The organism is Acetobacterium paludosum (assembly GCF_008086595.1).
Lineage (GTDB): Bacteria > Bacillota > Clostridia > Eubacteriales > Eubacteriaceae > Acetobacterium > Acetobacterium paludosum.
In genome coordinates this window covers 24,606-45,329 of the sequence record NZ_RXYA01000018.1, presented here as the reverse complement: position 1 = coordinate 45,329, position 20,724 = coordinate 24,606, and the positions used below count along the sequence as shown (strand labels likewise).

Genomic DNA, 20,724 nt, shown 5'->3' with positions numbered 1-20,724 from the left:
CCCGTCATAGTTCCAGCAACCCTCGCATTTGGTTTTCATGCTTCCACCTCGACGATTTCTAGTAACACACCGGGTTTATCCTTGTTAACCTCGAAATGGTCCTCAAAACCGGTAATATTTTTCCATCCGTCATTTTCCAGTACACCGATCTTGACCAGCGCGTCTTGAATGAATTTCTTCGCAAAAGCGATATTGTCGAGATCTCTTTTTTTATCATGCTCAACCCATATATATTTGATATGTACCGGGTTGCTGATCTGGATGCCTCCGAGCTTATTCATCGCACAATATGCGACATATTGATCTGTTTCGTCTTTAAGCTTTGCACCCTTTTGCCGGTGGGTTCGGTTGGCGCGAGTGTATTCATTCAAGCCCGGCAATTTCCCCGGGATGAAGAAAGAGTAAATGCCATTGCTGAAGCTACTCATACTTTTGCCTCCAAAGCTCGGCTATCCAATATTTCGATTTCATCGTCTGTAAAGCCAAATCCTTCGCAATTTTCTTGAACAGAATCCATAAATTCTCTTTTGTTTGGACAAGCTTCTTTAAGCGTTTTTTTTCGGCTAATTCTCATCCCTGCAATCCAAACATCATCCGTATAATTTTCATCGCCGTATTTTTCCCAAATTATTCCAGCGAATTCATCTATAAATATTGTTTCAACCTCCAATAATTGGTATGTTTCGCCTTGTTTTGCGACTAATAAATTTATACCGATTAACTCACTCTGCCATCCCGTAGCCGTTTCTTTAACTTTCGCTTTGCAAATCATGACTGCGCTTCCAGCGGATATTCTTCAATATTATCAAGCCCATAAAAATCAGGATATCGGTCGTGCTTTTTTAGCCATGCCATAACAACTGCATCAATGCTTACCCTTAACTCTTCTACCTCATCGGTTTTTCTATAGTCGTATGGTTCCCATTCGCTTCCAAGTTCTCCATATTCATCACTTGCAATGTCTGCCATTGTCGCGAACATATCCTCAATTGCTCCGCTATCAACGGTTGGTATATATTGACGTGTCTCAGCAATATAAATAACGTCGTGTTTTTCCTCAAATTCTGAATTTTCATCTTCAACAGCTGCTTTCGCATCCTCAATGCATTCCTCTACTGTGTCAAAAGTATTGTTGTGCCACACTTCTGCATCCGGGTTAAAATCCCAGGTATATTTTTTTATTTTCGCGCTCATGATTCATCCTCCATTATTTGGTTCCAGCATTTAGTGCTAACCTCAGCATTACAGCGGCCAAATGGGCATACTTCTTTTTGATACCCCAATACGCTAGGGCAAAATTTAGGAACCCCATAATCGCTTAATTTAATACTTGGATATTTTTCCAGTAAATCCTCTAAGTATGTTTTCCGTGGGTGCGCGTCTGACCAGCCTTGTAAATCGCTTATTGATGAATTTATATTATCTTTACTTGTAAATTGAGCTAATCTCATGCGTACATCAGTATTTTTATACCGTCTGCCATTCTCTTTTAAATAATTTTCCGTAATGCTACAATCTATTTTCATATTTCTCTTCCTCCATCCTCACAAACTGAATCTTAATTCCCATAACTCCCAGTACCCTGCCAAATGTGATCATTTGAGGATCTCTCTGACCGTTCTCGTAATAACTGATGGTTCTTCCAGTAATGCCGGCTTTAAGGGCTAATTCCTCCTGCGTCATTCCGCATCGAGTACGTTCTTTCTTGATTAACTCGCCGATTGTCATTTCATTGCTCCTATAAAATCAAAACATATCTGGTCAACTGGCTTATAATTCATCCAGATTACTTCGGTTTTGTTTTGCCCAGCATATTCAGAATATCCAGACCTTTTTTCAATGTGCCATCCTCTTAATAAATCGTTATATAATTCGCTTTCATATCCTGATAAAATAATTTTACCTGGATGGTCTGCGAGGCATTGCAATAAATCAATGTGATCCTGTTCCGTCATTTCATGTTTGTATTGTTTTGCTGTACGAGTTGATAATAAATAAGGTGGATCACAATAAATTAAAACATTCTCGTATCTAAACCGATTGATAATTTCTAATGCTGGCCTGTTCTCAATCTGGACTTGTTTAAGCCTATCAGTAACATCGATTATCCATTGAGGCAGCCGGTACCAATTCCTTACCGCATAAGCCGATTCTCGGCCTTGCACATCATTTTTCCAGCCAACCTTATAACCGTTTGTCCGGAAGCCATGGCCTTGCCAACATCGCACAAGAAAGATTCTAGCTTTTTCAATTTCGTTTATGCAATCATCACCTTCAAAGGCTTGATCGTACTCTTGGCGAGAGTACGGCGTCATGGAAATACTTCTGGCCAGACCCTCTGGGTTATCCCGGATTACCTTAAAAAGATTAAAAACATCACCATCCAAATCATTGATTGTCTCAATGTTCGATGGATCCTTTTTAAAAAGCACAGCTCCAGATCCGAAGAATGGTTCAACATATGAATGGTGATCTGGCATATTATCAATAATCCAGTCAGCGGATTTCCATTTACTCCCCGGGTATTTTAATACCGCTTTCATCATTCCTCCGTGTTCTCCAGCTCTGGCCACAGGTCCTCCGTGAACTGGACCTCCATGTCTTTATAGGCTTGCGCTCTCGAATCTGTCATTTCTGGCATCGCCTCTTTACTTTTTTTATTAGGATATTTGCTGATCTTCGGGAAGAATCCCTTCCACCTATTTAAAATTGAATCCTCTATAGTTTGCTTCTGTTGCTCTTTGGTTAGATCTGAAAGTTTATTAATTAAGATCTCAACCTCTCGATCTGAGTTACTGCATCCTAAATCTTTACGAACATCTAAATATTCAAGGAATAAAACATTGATAGAAGGATCTTTTAAAAACGCCCCCGGTTCTTCTTTTTCTTTACTTTTATTTCCTTTATTTTCCTTTTCTTTTCTTTGTGCATTATTTCCGGTATTTATTGTCTTTTTTCTTGGATTAATGTCCTTTTTTCTGGGATTTATATCATCATGGACGAATTTAATATGATTAAGGGTTTTATCTTCTGGCAAAACCCATAATTCTTGATAAATTTCAACATCTCTTTTCAACAGCTTCGTTGACGTTTGATATTGTTCCTGTATGCCTTCAGCAGTTATGATAGTGTCCGAAGTGAAAAGTGTGCTGGATTCATCAACTTGAATCTGTACCAGTAGTGACCGCTCATATAAGAATTTCAGTATCTGCCTTATTTTTTCATCACTCATATTCAGATCATCTGACATGAGGTATATTAAGTCTTCATTCAATTCGATAAAATATCCTTTACCCCCGTATATTTCACACAGGATGTAAAGATAAAGCGTGATCCCATCCGCTCCGTAACGACTTTTTAAGATCTTTACTTTACGATTACTGAAAAAAGTAACATCAAGCGGGAACCATTTAAGGCTATCTTCCTTACTCCTGCTCACGGGTTGCCTCCGTTCAGTTTATTTTTATATCTAAACCGCTTTTAACTTAAAATAGAATACTGGAATACTTTATTTATTTGTGCTAAAAGCGGTTTAAAGTTGAATCAATATTGGCTAGAACGGGATATCATCGTCATCTGCCATCAAGTGGAAGTCATCATCTAAACCTAGCGGCGGCCCTTCGGCAACCTGCCTTTGACTGCCACTATCTTTCTTCCCTCCAATGAAGTTCACTTCTTCAGCGATGACTTCTGTCACATATCGCCGTTTGCCATCGTTGTCGTCGTAACTTCTTACCTGCAATCGTCCTGATATGCCAATCTGACTGCCCTTTGATAGATACTGCTGTACTATTTCGGCTTGCTTCCCCCATACCACAATTGGCACAAAATCCGCTTCTTTTTGACCATCTTTATTTTTGAAACGGCGGTCGACGGCTAGGGTGAATGTTGCTACTGTCTTGCCGGATGTTGTGTTCTTTACGTCTGGGTCACGGGTGAGGCGGCCGATCAAGATAACCTTATTCATTGAGCGCCTCCCAAATGTCATGTAGGAAAAATGAACTAGCCATAATCTCACCTAATTCGTCAAACCCGACTGCTTCGAGTTGATCGGAGATTCCTTTTTTCTCTCTTGTTTTAGATACACCAGGTTTCACTTGATACCACGTTTCTGAATATTCGTTACCGTTGATTTCAACTGTTATTTTCATTTCATCTGAAAATTCTGCTGTTATTTTATTCATATGTTGCCTCTGGTTCTTCTTCAGGACTCACTTCGTCTTCTAGGTATTCCGAATCAATTTCTATCTTTGCGCCACTCTGTTTAATCTTCAGCAAATAAATCTTCAAATCATCGAGATATCGCAACGATTCAATTGAACTGTCAATTGCCACAGACAAAGACCATGGGTACTCCATAAATTTTGAAATACTGATAAAGAAGTTAATGTTTTCATCCTCTTCACATTCAAAAATAACCTTTGCATATTGAAAATTTGAACTTGACCAAGACGGTTTTTCCTCATATTCTACTGTCATTGTGGTGTTGACCAGCTCATATGAAGGGCCATCATCGAAGTTAACTTCCAATTCACTTGTATCAACTTTTTCTGCAACAAACTTATTGAATTCTTTGAAGATACCAGACAACTTGACAACTTTAGGAATCTCTGTTTCAGCCATCAACTCTTTGAAATTACCAAGAATCTTTTTATTGTCGAAAGAAGTTTCTTTAAGAATCTCAGTCAATACGCAATCTAATTTAACCAGGTATTCTGAAAAGTCGTAACCTTCCAGCTGTTTCACCATAACGTCCTTGATCTTTCCCTCGATGATCTTCGTGACGTCGCCATAACTACCCAGCAAGTTTTCCAATGATTTGTTTATACCTTTTTCAAGGTTTTCAGCCACCAGCCGTTCAATCATTCCTGATTCCAAACTTTCCGAAATAACGTCCTTTATTGCGTTTTCAATACTCATTTCTTTCCTTCTTTCTTTAACAAACCACAACCTCCACGCCTGTTACTTCCTGCACTCGCCGTTTAAACTCATCCTCATTTGAATTTCCATCTGACATGTGCAAGAGGTAAATCTTTTTTAACTGGCTGGTGTCATTCGCTTTTATAAATTCCAATAATGTTTCAATACTCATATGCGACCGTATAACCCGATTTTTATGAGCCTCTGGGATACTTCCGTTATTTACGTTTTCCTTGATGATTTCCGTCGAATAGTTACATTCCCCCATAATGGTTGATAAACGATCAAAGGTATATTTCAAATAATAAGTGTCGGTGAAGAACAAAAGTCGTTCGCCGGTTACTATGCTTTCGATCAGGAATCCCAATGGCTCTGCCGCGTCATGCTGAACATCAAATGGTAAAATATTGAATGTGCCGATGGTTGAAGCTCTTTGTGCAAATAAGTGATGTGTTCGATGGTTTGACATGATATCAAGCGCTTTTAATGTTCCTAGACTTGCGTAAACATCCATACCTTTTTTTATCAGATCCTTTGCGGCCTTAGCATGATCCATATGCTCGTGACTGATTAAGCACCCATCGATTTTATGTAGCTGAAATTGCAACGCTTTCTGAATTTCCCTGATCGGTACCCCACATTCCAAAAGCAGGGAGGTTTGCCCGTCACTAATACGATAGGCATTCCCTCTGCTGCTACTTGCTATTACTAAGACATCCATGGCTTATTTCATGAAATCCGGAAGATCATCATCTTGCTCAGTTTCCAATTCCGCTTCCTCAATTGCTTTTATTTCTTCTGGTGTTATTTTGTCTTTAATTTTATCCTTTTCTGGCATTGCCTCTTTTTTATTGTCCGTATTGTCAAAATCAAGGGTTTGGGAATTCGCATTACTTTCAATTTCTTGTTTTACTGATTCTTCCGGATTTAAAATCTGATAATCAACCATTCCATCCACCACTTCTTCGGTGGAGTAGATTCCCATGATCATATCTGGGCAATTAATGCGTCCAAATGATGAAGCCGCTCTGTACTTGATCATAATTTCTGGCATATTTGGCCATTTCGAACCGTTTTTCCCATACCAACCTTCTTTTTTTGACATTTCAATAGTTATGGTTGGCCCTTTGACTTCATGGCCTGAATAATCTTCGGCATATGCATAGCAGCTCAAATCGTCACCAGTACCTTCCATATGATACTGGAGTTCTGTTTTATATTTTTTGCTACTGTTGATCATGGCAATGATGTATTGCGATGACCACGATGGTCGGCCATTGACTACATATAAATTTTGCATTACCATCATCAATCCGACACCAAGGCGGTTTGACATTTCAAGCGCGATCAAGATATTTCCTTCATTTCCTTGAAATTCCTTAGGAATAATCGTGCTTTTTGATAAGTACATCGCCATTTTCATTGCTGCTGAAAATTGATCGCTTCCTGAAAAAATACCATCATTAAAGCTAATATTTTTCAGCTCTCTCCGTGGTTTCTTTTCCACTCCATTTTCTACAATTATGCTGTTTTCTGCCATTCTTCCATACCTCCATTAATTTGTAATTCTTTGTATTTTTCATCAACAATCAATTTGATTACCTGTAAATCTGTATCTAATAACTGAGTGACACTCTCTGCATTGTCCACGATCAGTGGCATTTCAACGCCCCAATGCTTTGATAAGGCATCAATGATCTCGATCCCGGCGTTAATCTTTCCGGCGTTATTCGCTGTGCTGAATGGGATAAGCCCTTCTTTACAAGGCACTAAAACCTCACAACACTCTTTCAGCCCGCCGTTGATTTGATCCTCGAACAGTTTGAACCGAACATTTTTAAACCGGTTATTGATACTCTCTGTTAACATAGATACCTTTGTTTTAATAAACTGTTCGCACAGGTAAATATTGGCTTCCAGTTTTTCATATTCTGCGGATAAATTTTCTTCCTGAAGCTTCAACTCTGCAATGCGTAGTTCCTGCTTTTCTGCGATTCTGTAATCAGATAGCTTGTCTTCCAAAACAGTTACATTTGCTTTAATACCATTGATTTCAACGTTTAATTTGCTAATCTGAGGAGCAATATCTTTATCAGGCTCATTGATCTGTTTACTAATTTCGTCCAATTCAGATTGCAATTGCTTGCCTCTGGTTGTTTCTGAGAAAGGAACCGTTTCTTTTACTAACTCAAGGGCTGCCTGATGTGCCTGCTGCAATTCTTTGAGTTCTTCGCTGGCTTTAGCGAGGATCGTTTCATTTAATTTAAGGTTAACCGCTAACTTTTCCAGTATCGCTTTGCTGCAATTTTCAGAGCCATCTTTATTAATTAATTCAAGTCTTTTTGATTTACTTAGGTTAAAAGCGGCTTTTACTTCTTCAATCTTTTCTGGCGGAAGTTCCTGCCCGCAAGTCGGGCATACTGTCTCACCTTCCCATTGTTGCGATGCAATTTCGTGGTATTTTTCTGATAATTTAATCTGCTGTTCTCGTTTAATTTCGATTGTGGCTTCAATTTCGAGTACTTTTTTTCTTTGATTAGCGAAAGTAATTTCAGCATTCTTAACCAGGCTTGCACTTTCAATCAGGGCATCCGCCTGCTGAGTATTCTCCTTATTCTGTAAATTGGCATACTCGGTTGATTTTTGAATGATTCGGTTATTGATCTCTTTCTTCTTTTCAAGCAACGATTCATCAACCTTGCCATTTTCCAGATTCAACTTCTGCTTTTGCAATTCGGCGATATCATCCTCGTGCTCGGCGATTTCTCGTTCAAACACTTTCGGGTATATATCTTCAACACTCGGTCTTGCTTTTTCAGCCTCATCAATTCGAGACGGGATGCTTTTAATCGTTTCGTTTATTTTCACCATTTGTGATTTTGCTATTTTTAAATAATCATCTATGGTATATTTTGTACCGTTTTCGCCATTTATAACGTCTCTCAGCGGTGAGAGTTCGGTACTTGATGCAATAACTTGTTTGTCGGTTATGTCTCCACAAACACTTAGCAGCAGCTCACGGCGGTCGGTCCATTTCAGATCAACCGGGAAATAAAACGGGCTTGTTAGAATTTTGGCTTTCTCTGGATCACAAATCTGTTCAATTCTCTTGGCAAATTCGCCCGCCTTGACCGGGATGGTATTGATGTAATAATCGGTCGTATGCCCAGTGAAGGTATCTTTTGCCGTCCCCCGTTTTTTTGTCCAGATCTCTTTAAGTTCTTTCCGAATATTAAGATCACCACTGTTGTCTCTGAAAACTGCTTCTACTGCATGAGTAAGGTTATGAACCTCAGATCCATCGCTTTTTAGTGTCTTTGGAGAAAAATTCTTCTCCCCGCCCAATGGCTTATCGTATAGTAGCCAGGTAATGGCATTGCCAATTGTCGTTTTCCCTGTAGCGTTATCGCCTCTGACTTCAATATCGGTGCCATCCGATGTTATTTCCAGGGATTTGATACCTTGAAAGTTTTCAAGCTTTAAATACGTTAATTTCATTTCATTACCTTCTTTCTAGTTGAAAACATACAGTTTTCGCTGCATTCTTCTCAAACTTTTCATTGCCCTACTTAAGGCCATTGGCTGGCTGCAATAGCAGCATCTGAACGTTTTTTCGTCGGCCGGGTAGTCAACATCAAAAATCATTCCGCATACCGTACATTGTCTTTCATGCATCATAATCGGCTACCTTCACTTTCTGGTTTCATTCCGTTTGCTGTTCTAAACTTAGCGATCATTAATTTAAATGCGTCCGCATTTCCCTTCGTTTCGTCACACTCACGTTTTCGGCTTACATACAGGATTTTGGATAATTTCTCTCGCCCTTCCATTACCTCACCATCCTTTGGTTGTCGATATGGACCACTTTGCGGTGCTCTGGTTTTGCCGGCGCCTTGATACCGCTGACTTCTTCTAACTCTTCAATGACTTCGTCGATAATTTCCAGCGCCAATCCAATGCTGGCCTTTTGTGAAAAATTAAAGAACCCTGTTTTTGCTTCCACCGTCTTATATGCTTCTTTCTTTCCAGTCAGCTTTGATAATAAATTCTGAACATCCATGATATTTCTCCTTCTTGATTTTTAATGTATTTCGTGCTATGATTAGTTAAAACATTTTATGAATTCAATTTCGAAGACATCCGTTGCCACGGGTGTTTTTCTTTTTGCCTAAGCACTTTCGTCCTCCTGCTTTTTACCTAAGACTTCTTCAATTGGAACAACAAACATTGCAATGTTAAATGGGCGATTGTATGCTTCCATTATCTTTTCTGGTGTGTCGTATCCTAGTTTTCTCAAAGTTTCCTTTTGAACTTCAGGTTTAAATCCGCGCGTATAATCTTTTTCTATCATGGCTTATAGGTCTCCTTTCATTGATGATTATTTCCCTTAATGCAATTCCTGTATTCTTAGAAATCAGTGAATATTGCAGCGACGTTGCCGCTTCGATTAATTCCTTTAACTCATTCACAAACCGGCTTGCTTCTTCTGCTTCGTTTTCAGTTATTTGATTGTCGATCACCATATTTCTTGCAATGATTTCCATCGATGTAATATCTGATAATTCACACTGAAATTTCAAAAATGCTTCTCTCAAATCCAATAGCATAATATTTATAAACTCTTTCCTGCCAATCTCGGTATTTTCATAGTAATGTTGCCTCGGTAAGTGCGGTGCCTTGTAGATTTCCGCCATTTGGATCACCACATCATCGGGTGGTCGTCTACCAGTGCCCTTGATAAAATTAAAGTTTTCGTAGTCGTCAAGCGATCTCTCTGATATGGCTAGCTTTTCGGCTGCTTCAAATCGCTTTAATCCTGCATTTATCCTGTGGATTTCATACATGTTTGTGCTTTGCTTCTTCAACTTTTTTCCCTCCTCCCGTTGTATAATTTATGAAAGAAACAATTCCGCAAGTTTTCTTTTAAACCCCTCTGCTATCGCCACCCTTCATTAATGCTCAGCGCATAATTCGATTTTTTCCTCTTACTCCCTTTTGTTATTTTCATATCGCTTTCTCCTCAAAATCACGCTCAATCAATGGCAATATCCCATTTTCTTTCAATTTCTTATACAGGAACATCCGCCCCTCTTGGGTCCATTTGGTGTGCATGGTGCTATCTGGTCTCCCATCACTTCTCTTGAAAGAGATCGTCTCACTGTGAACATATCCGAATGGTTTGTGTTGCTGGTATAAGATCCACTGGCCATTTCCGCCCCTATACTGGATATGCAGCGAATGGAGCATCTTATTTAGCTTTTGAGCTGACATACCGTAATCCTGTGCGATCTGCTCAACCGTCACCAACGATTTGTTGTTGAGGATTGTTCTGACGTAAGCCGCCAAGGGTTTGAGTTCTTCGATTTGTTTTTCTTGTAGCTTGATCACGTTGTCTTTTTCTTCGATAACTCGCGCGGAAATTTTTATTGCTCTGGCCATTACCATTTCAGGTGTATTCCACGCTTGCTCCAATTGCAGGAAGTATTGACGGGCTTGCTTGCCTTTGTCCGTTCGCTGGAGCATGCAAAGTTCTTTTGCCATGGTGATCGTCATACGATGATCTGTGCCGGGGCGGCCGCCAGTACTTTCTCGGATTTTTCCGATAAAGTCTTGCCCTTCAGCAAACCCATAACAAGCCATTCTTTTGAACCAGTCTGTGTAGTTGTCCTTCACCTCCAAAAATTCATGCAGTTCTCGACCGATTACTTCCAGTTCACCGTTTTCGTTTTCATGAGTTTTAATTAAATCATTCATGCTTATTCCTTTCTGGTTACTCAATTTTAAAAGTGATTTCGCATCCCGGGTTTTCTCTAATCAGTAAATCCTTACATTCAGCAACCGTCATATTGTTGTCGAGTGCCACCTGGATCACTTCAACCAGTTTCTTACCATCGAGATATGCCCAGATTTTCTTTTGTTTCCGTTTCATGGTTTTGCTCCTTTCAACTGGCTTTTGTGTTTTTCTGTTTGATACGTTTTGTATCATTTGGCAGTAAAAAAATATCGGGGAACAGCTCGTCTAGAGTTTTCTCATAATAAATTGATAATTTCCTTGCTGTCTTGATACTAGGGTTTCTCTTGCTTTCCTCGATTTTTCTTATTGTTATCTCAGCTAGTCCTACGTTCTCAGCAACTTCCCTACGGGAAAGATTCTTTTTTTTTCTTTCTTCAATTAAAGTCATTCTCACATTATCACCTCCATTCGATACATTTTGTATCACTTGTTGATAGAATTATACATGATACATTTTGTATCGTCAAGCTTTTTTTTGATATATTATGTATCATTTTAAATTGTGATACTTTTTGTATCTTATTTGTGATAAAATTCAATTGTTCAAAAGGATAAACGAGGTATAAAAAATGTATGGTATCAGACTAAAATCACTTAGAAAAAATCTAGATAAAACTCAAGAAGAAGTCGCAGCCGAATTAGGCGTCACACGTGGGGCTTATTCGCATTTTGAAAATGATCGTAATGAGCCGGATTCCGAAACACTCCGCAAACTGGCTGACTATTTCCACGTCTCCACTGATTATCTTCTCGGTCGTACCGACGACCCCATCCCAGTCCGTGACGTAAACCAGGATCTTTACAACGAACATAATTATAAAGAAGAATTAGAACAATTTTTAGATGAGACGGGTTTATCAATGGAATTCCAAGATCGTGAAGATTGGTCAGAAGAAGAAATCAGAACTATTTTAAACCTTATAAGAGGCCAGCGGGCCTTAAGAGAAAAGAATGAGAAAAAATAGCGGACTTTATTGAGGTCCGCTTTTTTATATGCAAATTTTATACTATGGGGGTAAAAATGAAAAAGTGGTATTTTAATTCATGGGTTTTGGCTGGAATGTATATTCTAGGGGTAGCAGGTTCTGTTTTTGTTGTAGGCTTGCCTGTTTTGGTAGTAGCAATTATTTTTACCGTGATGAAAGTGAAATATGAGAAGATAGTGGGCTCGTTGCTAATAGAGGGTGAGCAGAATAAAATAGACGTTGGCAGCCTAAAAGAACAGTTAACAGTTATTGAAGAAAAGAACAACAAGTTAGAAACGATGCTGACGCCTGAAATGTTGGAAGCTGAAAAGCAGCGTACTATTATTGCCGAATTAGAAGTTAAACGTAAAACAATAAATGATGATATATCGGGACTATTAATCAGGAAAACAGAAAAAGAGAAAGAAATCAGTGAACTAATTAAAAAGGCCCAGTCTTTAAAAGAAGATATCATACAACTTGATGATGAAATTCTTTATCAAAGTTTCGGGGTCTACACTCCAGTCTATAATCTAATGTCTTCCGAAGTATATAAAGACCATATAACTGCTAACAGATACAGCCAAAAGCAATTAATAAAAAACGATACAGCCACAACATACTCAACTGGGATGACCCTCGACGGGGACTTAAAAAAAGGGCAACGGATGGTAAAAGACAGCGTAAAACAAGTACTACGGTCTTTCAATAATGAGTGTGATGCCGCGATTTCAGGTGTAAAATTCAATAATGTCGTTTCAATAGAAAAAAGGATTCAAAAATCAAGAGAATCTCTAGAAAAATTAAATAAAGCCATGAGTATCAAAATAAAAAACGATTATTATAATTTGAAAATTGAAGAATTAAGGCTTTGTCATGAATATGCGATTAAAAAGCAAGAGGAAAAAGAAACAGCAAAGGCAGAACGTGAAGCGCTGAGAGAAGAAGCTAAATTACAGAAAGAGTTGGAAGAAACAAGAAAAAATATTGTGAAAGAGCAATTGCATTACAAAACGGCCTTGGAACGTGTTGAAATTCAGATTGCAGGGTCTACAAATGTTAGTGAAGAGCTTCTTACTAAAAAAGAAGAATTGATGGGTAAACTCTTAGATATTGATGCCGCCATTGAAGATTTAGATTATCGAGAAGCAAATAAGCGGGCTGGATATGTTTATGTCATCTCAAACGTCGGATCATTTGGAGAAGATGTTTATAAAATTGGCATGACAAGAAGGTTGGAGCCTCTCGACAGAGTAAATGAATTAGGTGATGCGTCTGTTCCATTCAACTTTGATCTCCATGCAATGATATTCTCTGATGATGCTCCAACTTTGGAAAGTGCATTGCATCAAGCTTTTGAACATAAAAAAGTAAACATGGTCAATCAGAGACGAGAATTCTTCCGTGTTTCGCTCGATGAAATAGAAGAAGTCGTCAATAAAAATTATGACAAAACAGTTGAATTTTTAAAAATACCTGAAGCTGAGCAATATAGAGAAAGCGTTATGCTAAAAAAGGAATATCAATCGGCTTAATTGTTTTACATTTATTGAAGCTTTTAATAAACTTTAATAAATCGCGATGTTTTATCTAAATTTTGCACGTATTATAGATTTACATCTTGCCAATGGCAGGTATATACTTTAACTAAACTATATTTAGGAGGAAGAAATGGGAACGTTTATATTCATTATTATTGTAATAGTTGGCTTGATTGTTTTGTCCAGTGTAATGGAAAGTAATAGACGAAAAAAATTCAATATTCCTGGAAAAGGAAAGAAAATAAGGTATTACGAGGGCTACAACAAACCACTTCAAAGGAAAATATACTATTGGAGCGATGGAAAAAACATCTGCTTTTGCAATTCAAAGTCACAAACTGGTGATCCATTACGGATTACAATACCAAAGTCAGATATAATCGGGTTTGCACAGATCGGAGATTTAACAACTAGCACGTCTGTAAAAGGTGGTGGCACGTCTTTGAGCGGTGCGGCTGGTGGCGCTTTATTATTTGGACCAGTTGGCGCAATAGTTGGAGGCCGAAAAAAAGTTAAATCAACGACTACAACAAAAGACACAAGACAAGTTGTCTTAAACTTTAAAGAAGATGGCGTTGAAAAAGCAATGCTATTAGATAATCTGATTTACAAAGATTTAACTTTATCCTGTGCCGGAAAGCTAATAAGATAAAAATGCACTTCTTGCATTCATTCCACTATATTTTGCAGGGGAGTATCTCACCTCCCCTTTCTTCTTAAATTCTTCACAATAATTTACTCTAACTTAATTTTTATTATTTTAAATTATCTGTTATAATACAAAGAACACACGTTCTGTTTTGGCGTTCGTTAAAAAACGGAGGTTAATTATTGTATAAAATAACAAAAAAAGATGCAATTAAAACGCTGCATCGCTGCCATATTCTGTCTCTGCCAATTCCAATCTATTCAATCGAAGATATAATAACTGATGAAGGATACATAATCGTTAATTGTGCGGGAATCAATTACCCTTGCATATTTAGGAATGAATTAATTATGCCCGAATATAAAACAATGAGTGCTTGTCGATATGGATTAGCTCATGAACTTGGCCATATCATTATCCATGGAAGAGTAAAATCAGGAATCGATATGCCTAGCAAACACGAAGCCGTCGCAGACGCTTTTGCACTATATTTTACCATGCCGCCGCAAATATTTGAAAAAGATATAAAGCGGATGGATGAGTGGGAATTATCAGACAAATATGGAGTGCCTATTGAACAGGTCCTAAATCGTTACAAGCTTTGCGACGAATGCCAATATCATTAAAAAGAAGGTGATAAAAATGCAAGATAAAAAAGCAGCGCTCTATGTCCGCGTATCCACGTCAATGCAGATTGATAAAGATAGTCTCCCCTTCCAACGGGATGAGCTTGTAAACTACGCAAAATACGCTCTAAACATTGATGATTATGAAATTTTCGAGGATGCCGGGTTCTCTGCGAAGAATACCGATCGCCCAAAATATCAGGAGATGATGGCCAGAGTGAGAAGGTGTGAATTTAGCCACATAATTGTCTGGAAGATTGACCGAATCAGCCGAAACCTCATTGACTTTTGTGAGATGTATGAGGAAATTAAGAAATACGATACCGCTTTTATTTCTAAAAATGAACAGTTCGATACCAGCAGTGCCATGGGTGAAGCCATGCTCAAAATCATCCTAGTGTTTGCAGAGCTGGAAAGAAAGCTGACTGGTGAACGGGTTTTGTCCGTTATGATCGACCGTGCTTCACGAGGAATGTGGAATGGTGCCAACCCGCCGCTCGGCTTTGATATGAACAAGGACCTTGATTATCCGGTTGTTAATGAAGAAGAAGCAAAGCTGATACGGTATATATATGATCTATACGAAGAAACAAAGTCTTCATATAAAGTATCAAGGTACCTTTATGACAACAACTTCAAAACAAAGCGCGGCGGAAATTGGGGATCTAAAGCAGTTGTAGATATCTTGCGAAATCCTTTTTACGTTGGAACTTATCGCTACAATTACAGGGCATCAGCGCGAGGAAAAAAGAAGAACGAAGATGAATGGGTTGAAGTCGAAGATAATCACCCGGCTATCATTGATAAAGAGCAATTTATCAGAGTCCAGGGCATAATGGATTCAAATTTTAGAGGCAACAGCCAGGAGCAACGGAAAAATTGGAAGATCCACATTTTTTCAAAGATTATTTTTTGCGGGAACTGTGGGCGGATCTATATATCCAGTGCTGGTTTGAAACGGCTGGATGGGATAACGCCTTCACGTTATTATTGCACAGGTATCGCATCGGGTGGAAAGTGTACCGGCACCATTGGCGACGTAACACTTGTCCCATTTATTTTTAATTACTTAGCAAACTACTGCGAATTGACAGAACGAATTACACCGCAAATTCGGAATAGCACTATCGAAAAGGTTCTTCTTAGCGGGATCCCGTTTTTAAATGTTCAATCGATCGATGCTAAAAGTATTGAGCTTACAAAAAAATACCTTTGCATTCCCTTGGGATCAAAAGAATATAAAAAGCAAAATAGTTCTATCAGAAAAACAACTCAGCCGCCTCGCAATTCAATTTCTGATGAAATAAAAAAATACGAAACTGCGTTGAACAGGTTGGAAGAGCTTTTTCTTTTTTCAGAGGAAACCATGAGCCAGAAAGATTTTCTTATCAAGAAAAAGCAATTTCAAGAGAAAATACTAGGCTTGAAATCAAAAGAAAAAAATGAACACATTGAATCGGTGTCTCAGCCAAATATAGATCATGAAATTTTCATTCACAGTATTATTGTGCTACGTGATATTCTACTCAATAAAAAAATAACTTTTACCCTTGAAAGTTTGATAGAAAATATCAGTATTGAAACGCTACACCAAATTGTCCATGATTTAATTTCAAAGATTGTTGTAAAAGACAACACGGTCCAGTCAATTGCTTTTAGAAATGGTCTTGTCCATTCTTTTATTTACAAACCTGATTCAACGAACAAAGCAATTTCAAACATTGACGTGTTTTTGGATAAACATCAAGTATCAATTCTAAGCCACGTAAAAAAATATGGGTCCATTGATAGAAAGACGGTGCGCACTATTACCGGATGCGATTCAACCGTATCTGAAACCGCGATCAGGTCCTTGGTAAGGCGTAAAAAGCTCGTGTTAATGCGCGATGGGAGGAATAAACAATACATTTTACCTGATGATACGAGCAACTAAAAAAAAGAGAGAAGATTCTCTCTTTCAATATTTTTCGGAAATGCTTGTATTCGTTGATGCTATGCCATAAAACAGGCTAAGATTTATGTATATTTAGATTAACGTTTGCGCATCCGAAAGTTTTTATAGAGTAGCTTTTGATATTCTTTATCGGTTTATGGTTTGTAATATTTTTTTTGCTCATTTATATTTATTTCTCCTAATAACTGATCATAAAATTCATCTTTCTTTCTATTATACACTAAAATATTTCAAAAAAGAATGATATTGCTAATACGAATGTTCAAATTAAGAAAAACCGTCGATTATGACGGTTTCTTATTGCTTCACCTTATTTATTTTAAACAATATTCGGATTCTTGTATGTAAATTCATCTACCTTAGTAAATTGTGCTTTGCCTAGGTGAGAAAGGGCTTCTAAAGTCAGAGTATTACCATTGATGCTGTAAATTACCGGCAACTGGTCGTCTGTTTTTGTACTTACACCATTTGCTGTATAGGTGCCATTTGTTCTTAACAGTCGACCTTCTTTTAATTCATAGGTGTATTCCCAGCGTACCCAGGTTCCATCATCGTTGCATTGATCAAGAATGACCTTGTTGTCGGATGTAAATTCATAATTTATAATATTATCCGGATCTCCCATTTCCCATTTACCGACGATCTGATTCTTTACTCCGCATCCACACAATCCCATTATTAGAACCGCACTTAGTACGACTATCAACACTTTTCTTTTCATTTTCTCTTCTCCTATATCTTTTATCTCTACATGATATAAGAGATTTATAGAAATTTCAATAGTTCTTTAGCTCAAAAACGATAAAAGACTGTCAATAAATTTTGACAGCCTTTTATCGTTTGTAAATTAATTATGGCATTCACTCTCGTGTTCATGACATAATTCTCCAGAGTCAACCACAGCACCGGAAAGCCAGTTAAGCGTTACTTCTTTAACATCCCCTGAACATCCCCGTAATACTTCAATGCCCGATCGATTTAAAACATTTACTGCCCCTTCACCCATATTGCCGGCAAGCATAACTTTTACACCCATTTCTGAAAGTGTTGATGCAATATTGGATTTACAGCCACATCCAGCCGGGGATGCGAATATTTCCTGATTAAGTATCTCTTTACTACTGTCATCAATTGTAAAAATAGTATAATACTCACAGTGGCCAAAATGGCTATCAATTGAATTCTGACAAGTTGGTAATGCGATTTTCATAATAATACCTCCGATAAAATTTATTAATAGTTATATAATTGACATATGTCATTTATATAACTATTATAATACATAAATAGCATATGTCAATAACTAAAATAATCATTCAAAAAAATGCAACACAAGGTATTATTTAAAATAGCATATATTCTCAAAATATTTCACGTTTCATGGCTATCTACCAATCAAAGCTGCTTATCAAAACCTCTTCTATTTTTCTTTTATCCTTCCCACATCGCTCAATGAAATATTTGATCCGAGCAAGTGCATATAAAATTGCCACTCTGAAATCTAAAACATCGGCAATAATTTTATCATTATGAACATTAATCCATTCACTTCCGTTTGTCCGTACATGGGCAAACATCCGGGTGGTATTATAGATGTATCTTGACTGAATGACATCGGTTTTCTGAATATCTTCAGTTGTATCGAATTTTTTTGAATTCCTTATCTGGAACACATCAAGGTATTGATAATATGCCACTTGACAGCCGGCATCGTCTTTTGAATAATATGGCGTGGCCTGTGTATAAAACACGCTATCACTGGTGTTTAAATGAATATTTAGATCATTTTTAGTGTTCGTTTTAGTTGTGCGAAACAGTCCATTTTCATCTCTGAAGCGATGCGGAATGAACGCCATTCTGCCAGTGTCATTTCTGTCCAAATTTACCGTATAAAGATCGTATTTGAGATCATCTTTAATTAAATTCACAACCGTCTCAATATTAGTACTCGCATTTTTAGCCATGTCTTTTTTGTGCGCCGGCTCGACACATAAAAAACAGTTAACTTGGAACATCACATAATCGAATTCACGCCTCTTTTCTTTTCTGCTCATGGCGCTCGATTCAAGATCGGAAAGATAATTCTCTTGGTCAATTTTTTTTGATTTCTGGATGATTGGTTTCTGTTTAGACGATGTACGCAGATGTTTTTTGCTTAGGTTCTTTTTCAACATTTGCATCAAGGGATAATAAACGCGGTTTTGCAAACAGGATTTGTCATACAACAAGTCACGCAATTCGACATAGGCCGTTACATAATCTTTTTTTTGAAGACTGCAATTGATATTCAAAAGATTGTCTATGTACGCATAATGATGCCCACAAGCATCATAAACGGGATCACTTTGACATTTGCGATAATCGTTATAAAACTCAACGAGTTTAGAAACTGCTTCTCTTTTATACCGAATCGACATTTCTCTTTTGTGGCGGTTACAAACATTGAACACATTATCTCGGATGTCATGAATCTTTGCTGTACGTTTGTTTCCGCACCCTTTGCAGTCGCAATATTTCAATATGCCTTTTAATTTGCGTGCTTTAGATACTTTCACTGCTTTTCTTCTCCCCATTTTTTACACTATATTTTCAATTATAGATGATATACATGCTTTATTGAAAATATATAAAAAGCTCGTGCTTTTCGACTTTTTTGAAAACACGAGTTCTTGTCGGTACTATGCAGTTTATTTGCTGTTTTCTTAAGTTATTATCATGTTTGCGTCTGTAGCTCAAAACTTTCTTGATACAACAGCTCTTTTTATGACTCATACATGTTTATTTCGCAATAATTAACTGATCGAAAATCTTATTTATTCTATTATATACTAAACATTGAAAAAAAGAACATTATTAAGTAAATATGTATTTAACTGCTCATTATCTTTCTCGATTTTTGAATTTCAATCATAAACTTTGTCTATTTTAATTTCTTACGATATAATTGCAGAATTTGTAATACGTATCAAAGTATTTGACAAAACAAAAACATTAGTTTAGACTAAAACTAATAGCATTAGTTTTAGTAAAGGAGATCATTCATTGGCAAAAAAAGGTTTGGATTCGAAAATAATCATCTCAACTGCTGCTCAACTGGTTGAAGAAAAGGGATATGACCATTTTTCTTTGAATGAGCTGGCCTTAAAACTTGGGGTAAAAACCGCATCACTTTATAATCATATTGAAGGCATTCAGGAAGTCAATTCAAAAGTATCCCACCTTGCAGTCAGCCGGCTGCATCTAATCCTGGAAGAATCAATTGCCCGAAAAGAACGGGATGAAGCGCTCATGTCCTTAACCATGGCTTACCGGGACTTTGCAAAAAAAAATCCAGAATTATATAAAGCAGTGATTAAATTACCCTCCTCGGAAGATGATCAATTAAAAGAATCGGGAGCCCAGGTGGTGGAGCCGATCATCGCGATTTTAAGGAAATATGCTCTGAATGAAGTGGACATGATCCATTTTTCAAGAGCCTTAAGAAGCGCCATACATGGATTTGTGGAAATGGAAGAGGCTGGTTTTTTCCGCAGACACGATGCAAATATTGACATAAGCTATGAGAAAATGATTAAAGGTTATATTTTGATTCTAAATAGCTATAATAACTAAAAAAGATTGGAGAACGACTATGGGAAAATTATTATATCAGGGCCATGGCAGCTACCGGATTGTTTCAGACAATGGAATTGTTATTTATGTGGATCCATTCGCTGGAGAAGGTTACGATTTACCAGCAGACATTGTGCTGATCAGCCATGAACATCCCGACCATAATAAATTGTCGCTGCTGCAGCAAAAGAAAGGCTGTACTGTCCTACGTCCGGAAAGCATTCTGACCGACCGCGTTTATAGGAGCCGCAAGATTGATGACATTTCCATTCAGGCGGTACCGGCTTATAATGCTAAGCACGATAAAAACCATTGTGTCGGTTATCTCATCGAACTGGATGGTATTAAAATCTATGCTTCCGGGGATACTTCATTGACTGATTATATGAGAGATGTTCTTTCAAAAGAAAAAATCGATTATGCCTTGTTGCCCATCGACGGAATTTTTAATATGGACCCGGCGGAGGCCTCCCACTGCGCAGAACTCATTGGCGCTGTCCACACCATTCCCATTCATATGAAGCCAGGCGCCTTGTTTGATCAAAAAAAAGCGCAAAGCTTTGTATCAAAAGGAAGACTCATCTTAGCACCCAAAGAGGAAATTATACTGTAAAATAGTTGGAGGTAGACCAATCAATTAATAAAAGAAAAATCATTTTATAA

General features: G+C 37.7%; 30 protein-coding genes. 7 read left to right on the top strand and 23 right to left on the bottom strand.

Going from position 1 to position 20,724, the window contains the following annotated elements; translation table 11 throughout:
- Window positions 1–35: 35 nt before the first annotated feature.
- The 20 genes from FZC41_RS16110 to FZC41_RS16025 all read right to left on the bottom strand — a co-directional run bounded on the left by FZC41_RS16110 (window position 36) and on the right by FZC41_RS16025 (window position 11,102).
- Window positions 36–428, bottom strand: a complete 393-nt coding sequence (locus FZC41_RS16110; protein ID WP_148568480.1) for a RusA family crossover junction endodeoxyribonuclease — start codon at window positions 426–428, stop codon at window positions 36–38.
- Window positions 425–772 carry a hypothetical protein gene (locus FZC41_RS16105; RefSeq protein WP_148568479.1) on the bottom strand — a complete coding sequence of 116 codons (348 nt, stop codon included), beginning with the start codon at window positions 770–772 and terminating at the stop codon, window positions 425–427. The genes FZC41_RS16110 and FZC41_RS16105 overlap by 4 nt, the downstream gene beginning before the upstream one ends.
- The gene (locus FZC41_RS16100; protein WP_148568478.1) at window positions 769–1,194 is read right to left on the bottom strand and encodes a hypothetical protein; all 426 of its coding nucleotides are present in this window, start codon (window positions 1,192–1,194) and stop codon (window positions 769–771) included. The genes FZC41_RS16105 and FZC41_RS16100 overlap by 4 nt, the downstream gene beginning before the upstream one ends.
- Window positions 1,191–1,526 (bottom strand): hypothetical protein, encoded by a 336-nt coding sequence (locus FZC41_RS16095; RefSeq protein WP_148568477.1) that lies wholly within the window; start codon window positions 1,524–1,526, stop codon window positions 1,191–1,193. Before FZC41_RS16095 ends, FZC41_RS16100 begins: the two co-directional genes overlap by 4 nt.
- Window positions 1,510–1,728: a helix-turn-helix domain-containing protein gene (locus FZC41_RS16090; RefSeq protein ID WP_148568476.1), complete on the bottom strand. Its 219-nt coding sequence runs from the start codon at window positions 1,726–1,728 to the stop codon at window positions 1,510–1,512. The genes FZC41_RS16095 and FZC41_RS16090 overlap by 17 nt, the downstream gene beginning before the upstream one ends.
- A complete protein-coding gene (locus FZC41_RS16085) occupies window positions 1,725–2,546 on the bottom strand; it encodes a DNA adenine methylase (RefSeq protein ID WP_311135831.1) in 822 nt (273 codons plus the stop codon). Before FZC41_RS16085 ends, FZC41_RS16090 begins: the two co-directional genes overlap by 4 nt.
- On the bottom strand, window positions 2,543–3,439 hold the full coding sequence (locus FZC41_RS16080; protein WP_148568475.1) for a DUF4373 domain-containing protein: 897 nt from the start codon (window positions 3,437–3,439) through the stop codon (window positions 2,543–2,545). Before FZC41_RS16080 ends, FZC41_RS16085 begins: the two co-directional genes overlap by 4 nt.
- A gap of 114 nt (window positions 3,440–3,553) precedes the next feature.
- Window positions 3,554–3,967: a single-stranded DNA-binding protein gene (locus FZC41_RS16075; protein ID WP_148568474.1), complete on the bottom strand. Its 414-nt coding sequence runs from the start codon at window positions 3,965–3,967 to the stop codon at window positions 3,554–3,556.
- Entirely contained in the window at window positions 3,960–4,184 is a 225-nt protein-coding gene (locus FZC41_RS16070) for a hypothetical protein (protein WP_148568473.1), read from the bottom strand. Before FZC41_RS16070 ends, FZC41_RS16075 begins: the two co-directional genes overlap by 8 nt.
- Window positions 4,177–4,920: a hypothetical protein gene (locus tag FZC41_RS16065; protein WP_148568472.1), complete on the bottom strand. Its 744-nt coding sequence runs from the start codon at window positions 4,918–4,920 to the stop codon at window positions 4,177–4,179. Before FZC41_RS16065 ends, FZC41_RS16070 begins: the two co-directional genes overlap by 8 nt.
- Before the next feature lie 16 nt (window positions 4,921–4,936).
- On the bottom strand, window positions 4,937–5,641 hold the full coding sequence (locus tag FZC41_RS16060; RefSeq protein WP_148568471.1) for an MBL fold metallo-hydrolase: 705 nt from the start codon (window positions 5,639–5,641) through the stop codon (window positions 4,937–4,939).
- 3 nt (window positions 5,642–5,644) lie between these two features.
- Window positions 5,645–6,460: a hypothetical protein gene (locus FZC41_RS16055; protein ID WP_148568470.1), complete on the bottom strand. Its 816-nt coding sequence runs from the start codon at window positions 6,458–6,460 to the stop codon at window positions 5,645–5,647.
- Window positions 6,442–8,418 (bottom strand): AAA family ATPase, encoded by a 1,977-nt coding sequence (locus FZC41_RS16050; protein ID WP_148568469.1) that lies wholly within the window; start codon window positions 8,416–8,418, stop codon window positions 6,442–6,444. Before FZC41_RS16050 ends, FZC41_RS16055 begins: the two co-directional genes overlap by 19 nt.
- Window positions 8,419–8,433: 15 nt before the next feature.
- A complete protein-coding gene (locus FZC41_RS17430; protein WP_170254033.1) occupies window positions 8,434–8,598 on the bottom strand; it encodes a hypothetical protein in 165 nt (54 codons plus the stop codon).
- Between the two features lie 151 nt (window positions 8,599–8,749).
- Entirely contained in the window at window positions 8,750–8,980 is a 231-nt protein-coding gene (locus FZC41_RS16045; protein ID WP_148568468.1) for a hypothetical protein, read from the bottom strand.
- 108 nt (window positions 8,981–9,088) lie between these two features.
- On the bottom strand, window positions 9,089–9,271 hold the full coding sequence (locus FZC41_RS16040) for a hypothetical protein (protein WP_148568467.1): 183 nt from the start codon (window positions 9,269–9,271) through the stop codon (window positions 9,089–9,091).
- A complete protein-coding gene (locus tag FZC41_RS16035) occupies window positions 9,240–9,785 on the bottom strand; it encodes a helix-turn-helix domain-containing protein (RefSeq protein ID WP_148568466.1) in 546 nt (181 codons plus the stop codon). The genes FZC41_RS16040 and FZC41_RS16035 overlap by 32 nt, the downstream gene beginning before the upstream one ends.
- Before the next feature lie 139 nt (window positions 9,786–9,924).
- Window positions 9,925–10,674 (bottom strand): phage antirepressor KilAC domain-containing protein, encoded by a 750-nt coding sequence (locus FZC41_RS16030; protein ID WP_148568465.1) that lies wholly within the window; start codon window positions 10,672–10,674, stop codon window positions 9,925–9,927.
- Window positions 10,675–10,690: 16 nt separating this feature from the next.
- Window positions 10,691–10,849, bottom strand: coding sequence for a hypothetical protein (locus FZC41_RS17425; protein WP_170254032.1), 159 nt, complete (start codon window positions 10,847–10,849; stop codon window positions 10,691–10,693).
- A 13-nt stretch (window positions 10,850–10,862) separates the two neighbouring features.
- The gene (locus tag FZC41_RS16025; protein WP_243136750.1) at window positions 10,863–11,102 is read right to left on the bottom strand and encodes a helix-turn-helix transcriptional regulator; all 240 of its coding nucleotides are present in this window, start codon (window positions 11,100–11,102) and stop codon (window positions 10,863–10,865) included.
- 181 nt (window positions 11,103–11,283) lie between these two features.
- On the opposite strand from FZC41_RS16025, the gene FZC41_RS16020 reads away from it, so the two are divergent.
- The 5 genes from FZC41_RS16020 to FZC41_RS16000 all read left to right on the top strand — a co-directional run bounded on the left by FZC41_RS16020 (window position 11,284) and on the right by FZC41_RS16000 (window position 16,428).
- Complete coding sequence (locus tag FZC41_RS16020; RefSeq protein ID WP_148568463.1) at window positions 11,284–11,679, top strand: helix-turn-helix domain-containing protein; 396 nt, start codon at window positions 11,284–11,286, stop codon at window positions 11,677–11,679.
- 56 nt (window positions 11,680–11,735) lie between these two features.
- Window positions 11,736–13,214 carry an SNIPE associated domain-containing protein gene (locus FZC41_RS16015; protein ID WP_243136748.1) on the top strand — a complete coding sequence of 493 codons (1,479 nt, stop codon included), beginning with the start codon at window positions 11,736–11,738 and terminating at the stop codon, window positions 13,212–13,214.
- A gap of 136 nt (window positions 13,215–13,350) precedes the next feature.
- Window positions 13,351–13,872, top strand: coding sequence for a hypothetical protein (locus FZC41_RS16010; RefSeq protein ID WP_148568462.1), 522 nt, complete (start codon window positions 13,351–13,353; stop codon window positions 13,870–13,872).
- Between the two features lie 179 nt (window positions 13,873–14,051).
- The gene (locus tag FZC41_RS16005; RefSeq protein ID WP_148568461.1) at window positions 14,052–14,495 is read left to right on the top strand and encodes an ImmA/IrrE family metallo-endopeptidase; all 444 of its coding nucleotides are present in this window, start codon (window positions 14,052–14,054) and stop codon (window positions 14,493–14,495) included.
- Window positions 14,496–14,511: 16 nt separating this feature from the next.
- Window positions 14,512–16,428, top strand: a complete 1,917-nt coding sequence (locus FZC41_RS16000; protein ID WP_148568460.1) for a recombinase family protein — start codon at window positions 14,512–14,514, stop codon at window positions 16,426–16,428.
- A 340-nt stretch (window positions 16,429–16,768) separates the two neighbouring features.
- Here the strand turns inward: FZC41_RS16000 and FZC41_RS15995 are convergent, their stop codons facing one another.
- The 3 genes from FZC41_RS15995 to FZC41_RS15985 all read right to left on the bottom strand — a co-directional run bounded on the left by FZC41_RS15995 (window position 16,769) and on the right by FZC41_RS15985 (window position 19,004).
- Window positions 16,769–17,170: a hypothetical protein gene (locus tag FZC41_RS15995; protein ID WP_148568459.1), complete on the bottom strand. Its 402-nt coding sequence runs from the start codon at window positions 17,168–17,170 to the stop codon at window positions 16,769–16,771.
- Window positions 17,171–17,296: 126 nt separating this feature from the next.
- Window positions 17,297–17,659 (bottom strand): NifB/NifX family molybdenum-iron cluster-binding protein, encoded by a 363-nt coding sequence (locus tag FZC41_RS15990; protein WP_148568458.1) that lies wholly within the window; start codon window positions 17,657–17,659, stop codon window positions 17,297–17,299.
- Window positions 17,660–17,837: 178 nt separating this feature from the next.
- The gene (locus tag FZC41_RS15985) at window positions 17,838–19,004 is read right to left on the bottom strand and encodes a DUF6710 family protein (protein ID WP_148568457.1); all 1,167 of its coding nucleotides are present in this window, start codon (window positions 19,002–19,004) and stop codon (window positions 17,838–17,840) included.
- 487 nt (window positions 19,005–19,491) lie between these two features.
- Here FZC41_RS15985 and FZC41_RS15980 point away from each other — a divergent pair, with 487 nt between their 5' ends.
- Both FZC41_RS15980 and FZC41_RS15975 read left to right on the top strand, forming a co-directional pair.
- Window positions 19,492–20,061 (top strand): TetR/AcrR family transcriptional regulator, encoded by a 570-nt coding sequence (locus tag FZC41_RS15980; protein WP_148568456.1) that lies wholly within the window; start codon window positions 19,492–19,494, stop codon window positions 20,059–20,061.
- 19 nt (window positions 20,062–20,080) lie between these two features.
- Window positions 20,081–20,674: an MBL fold metallo-hydrolase gene (locus FZC41_RS15975; protein WP_148568455.1), complete on the top strand. Its 594-nt coding sequence runs from the start codon at window positions 20,081–20,083 to the stop codon at window positions 20,672–20,674.
- Window positions 20,675–20,724 lie beyond the last annotated feature (50 nt).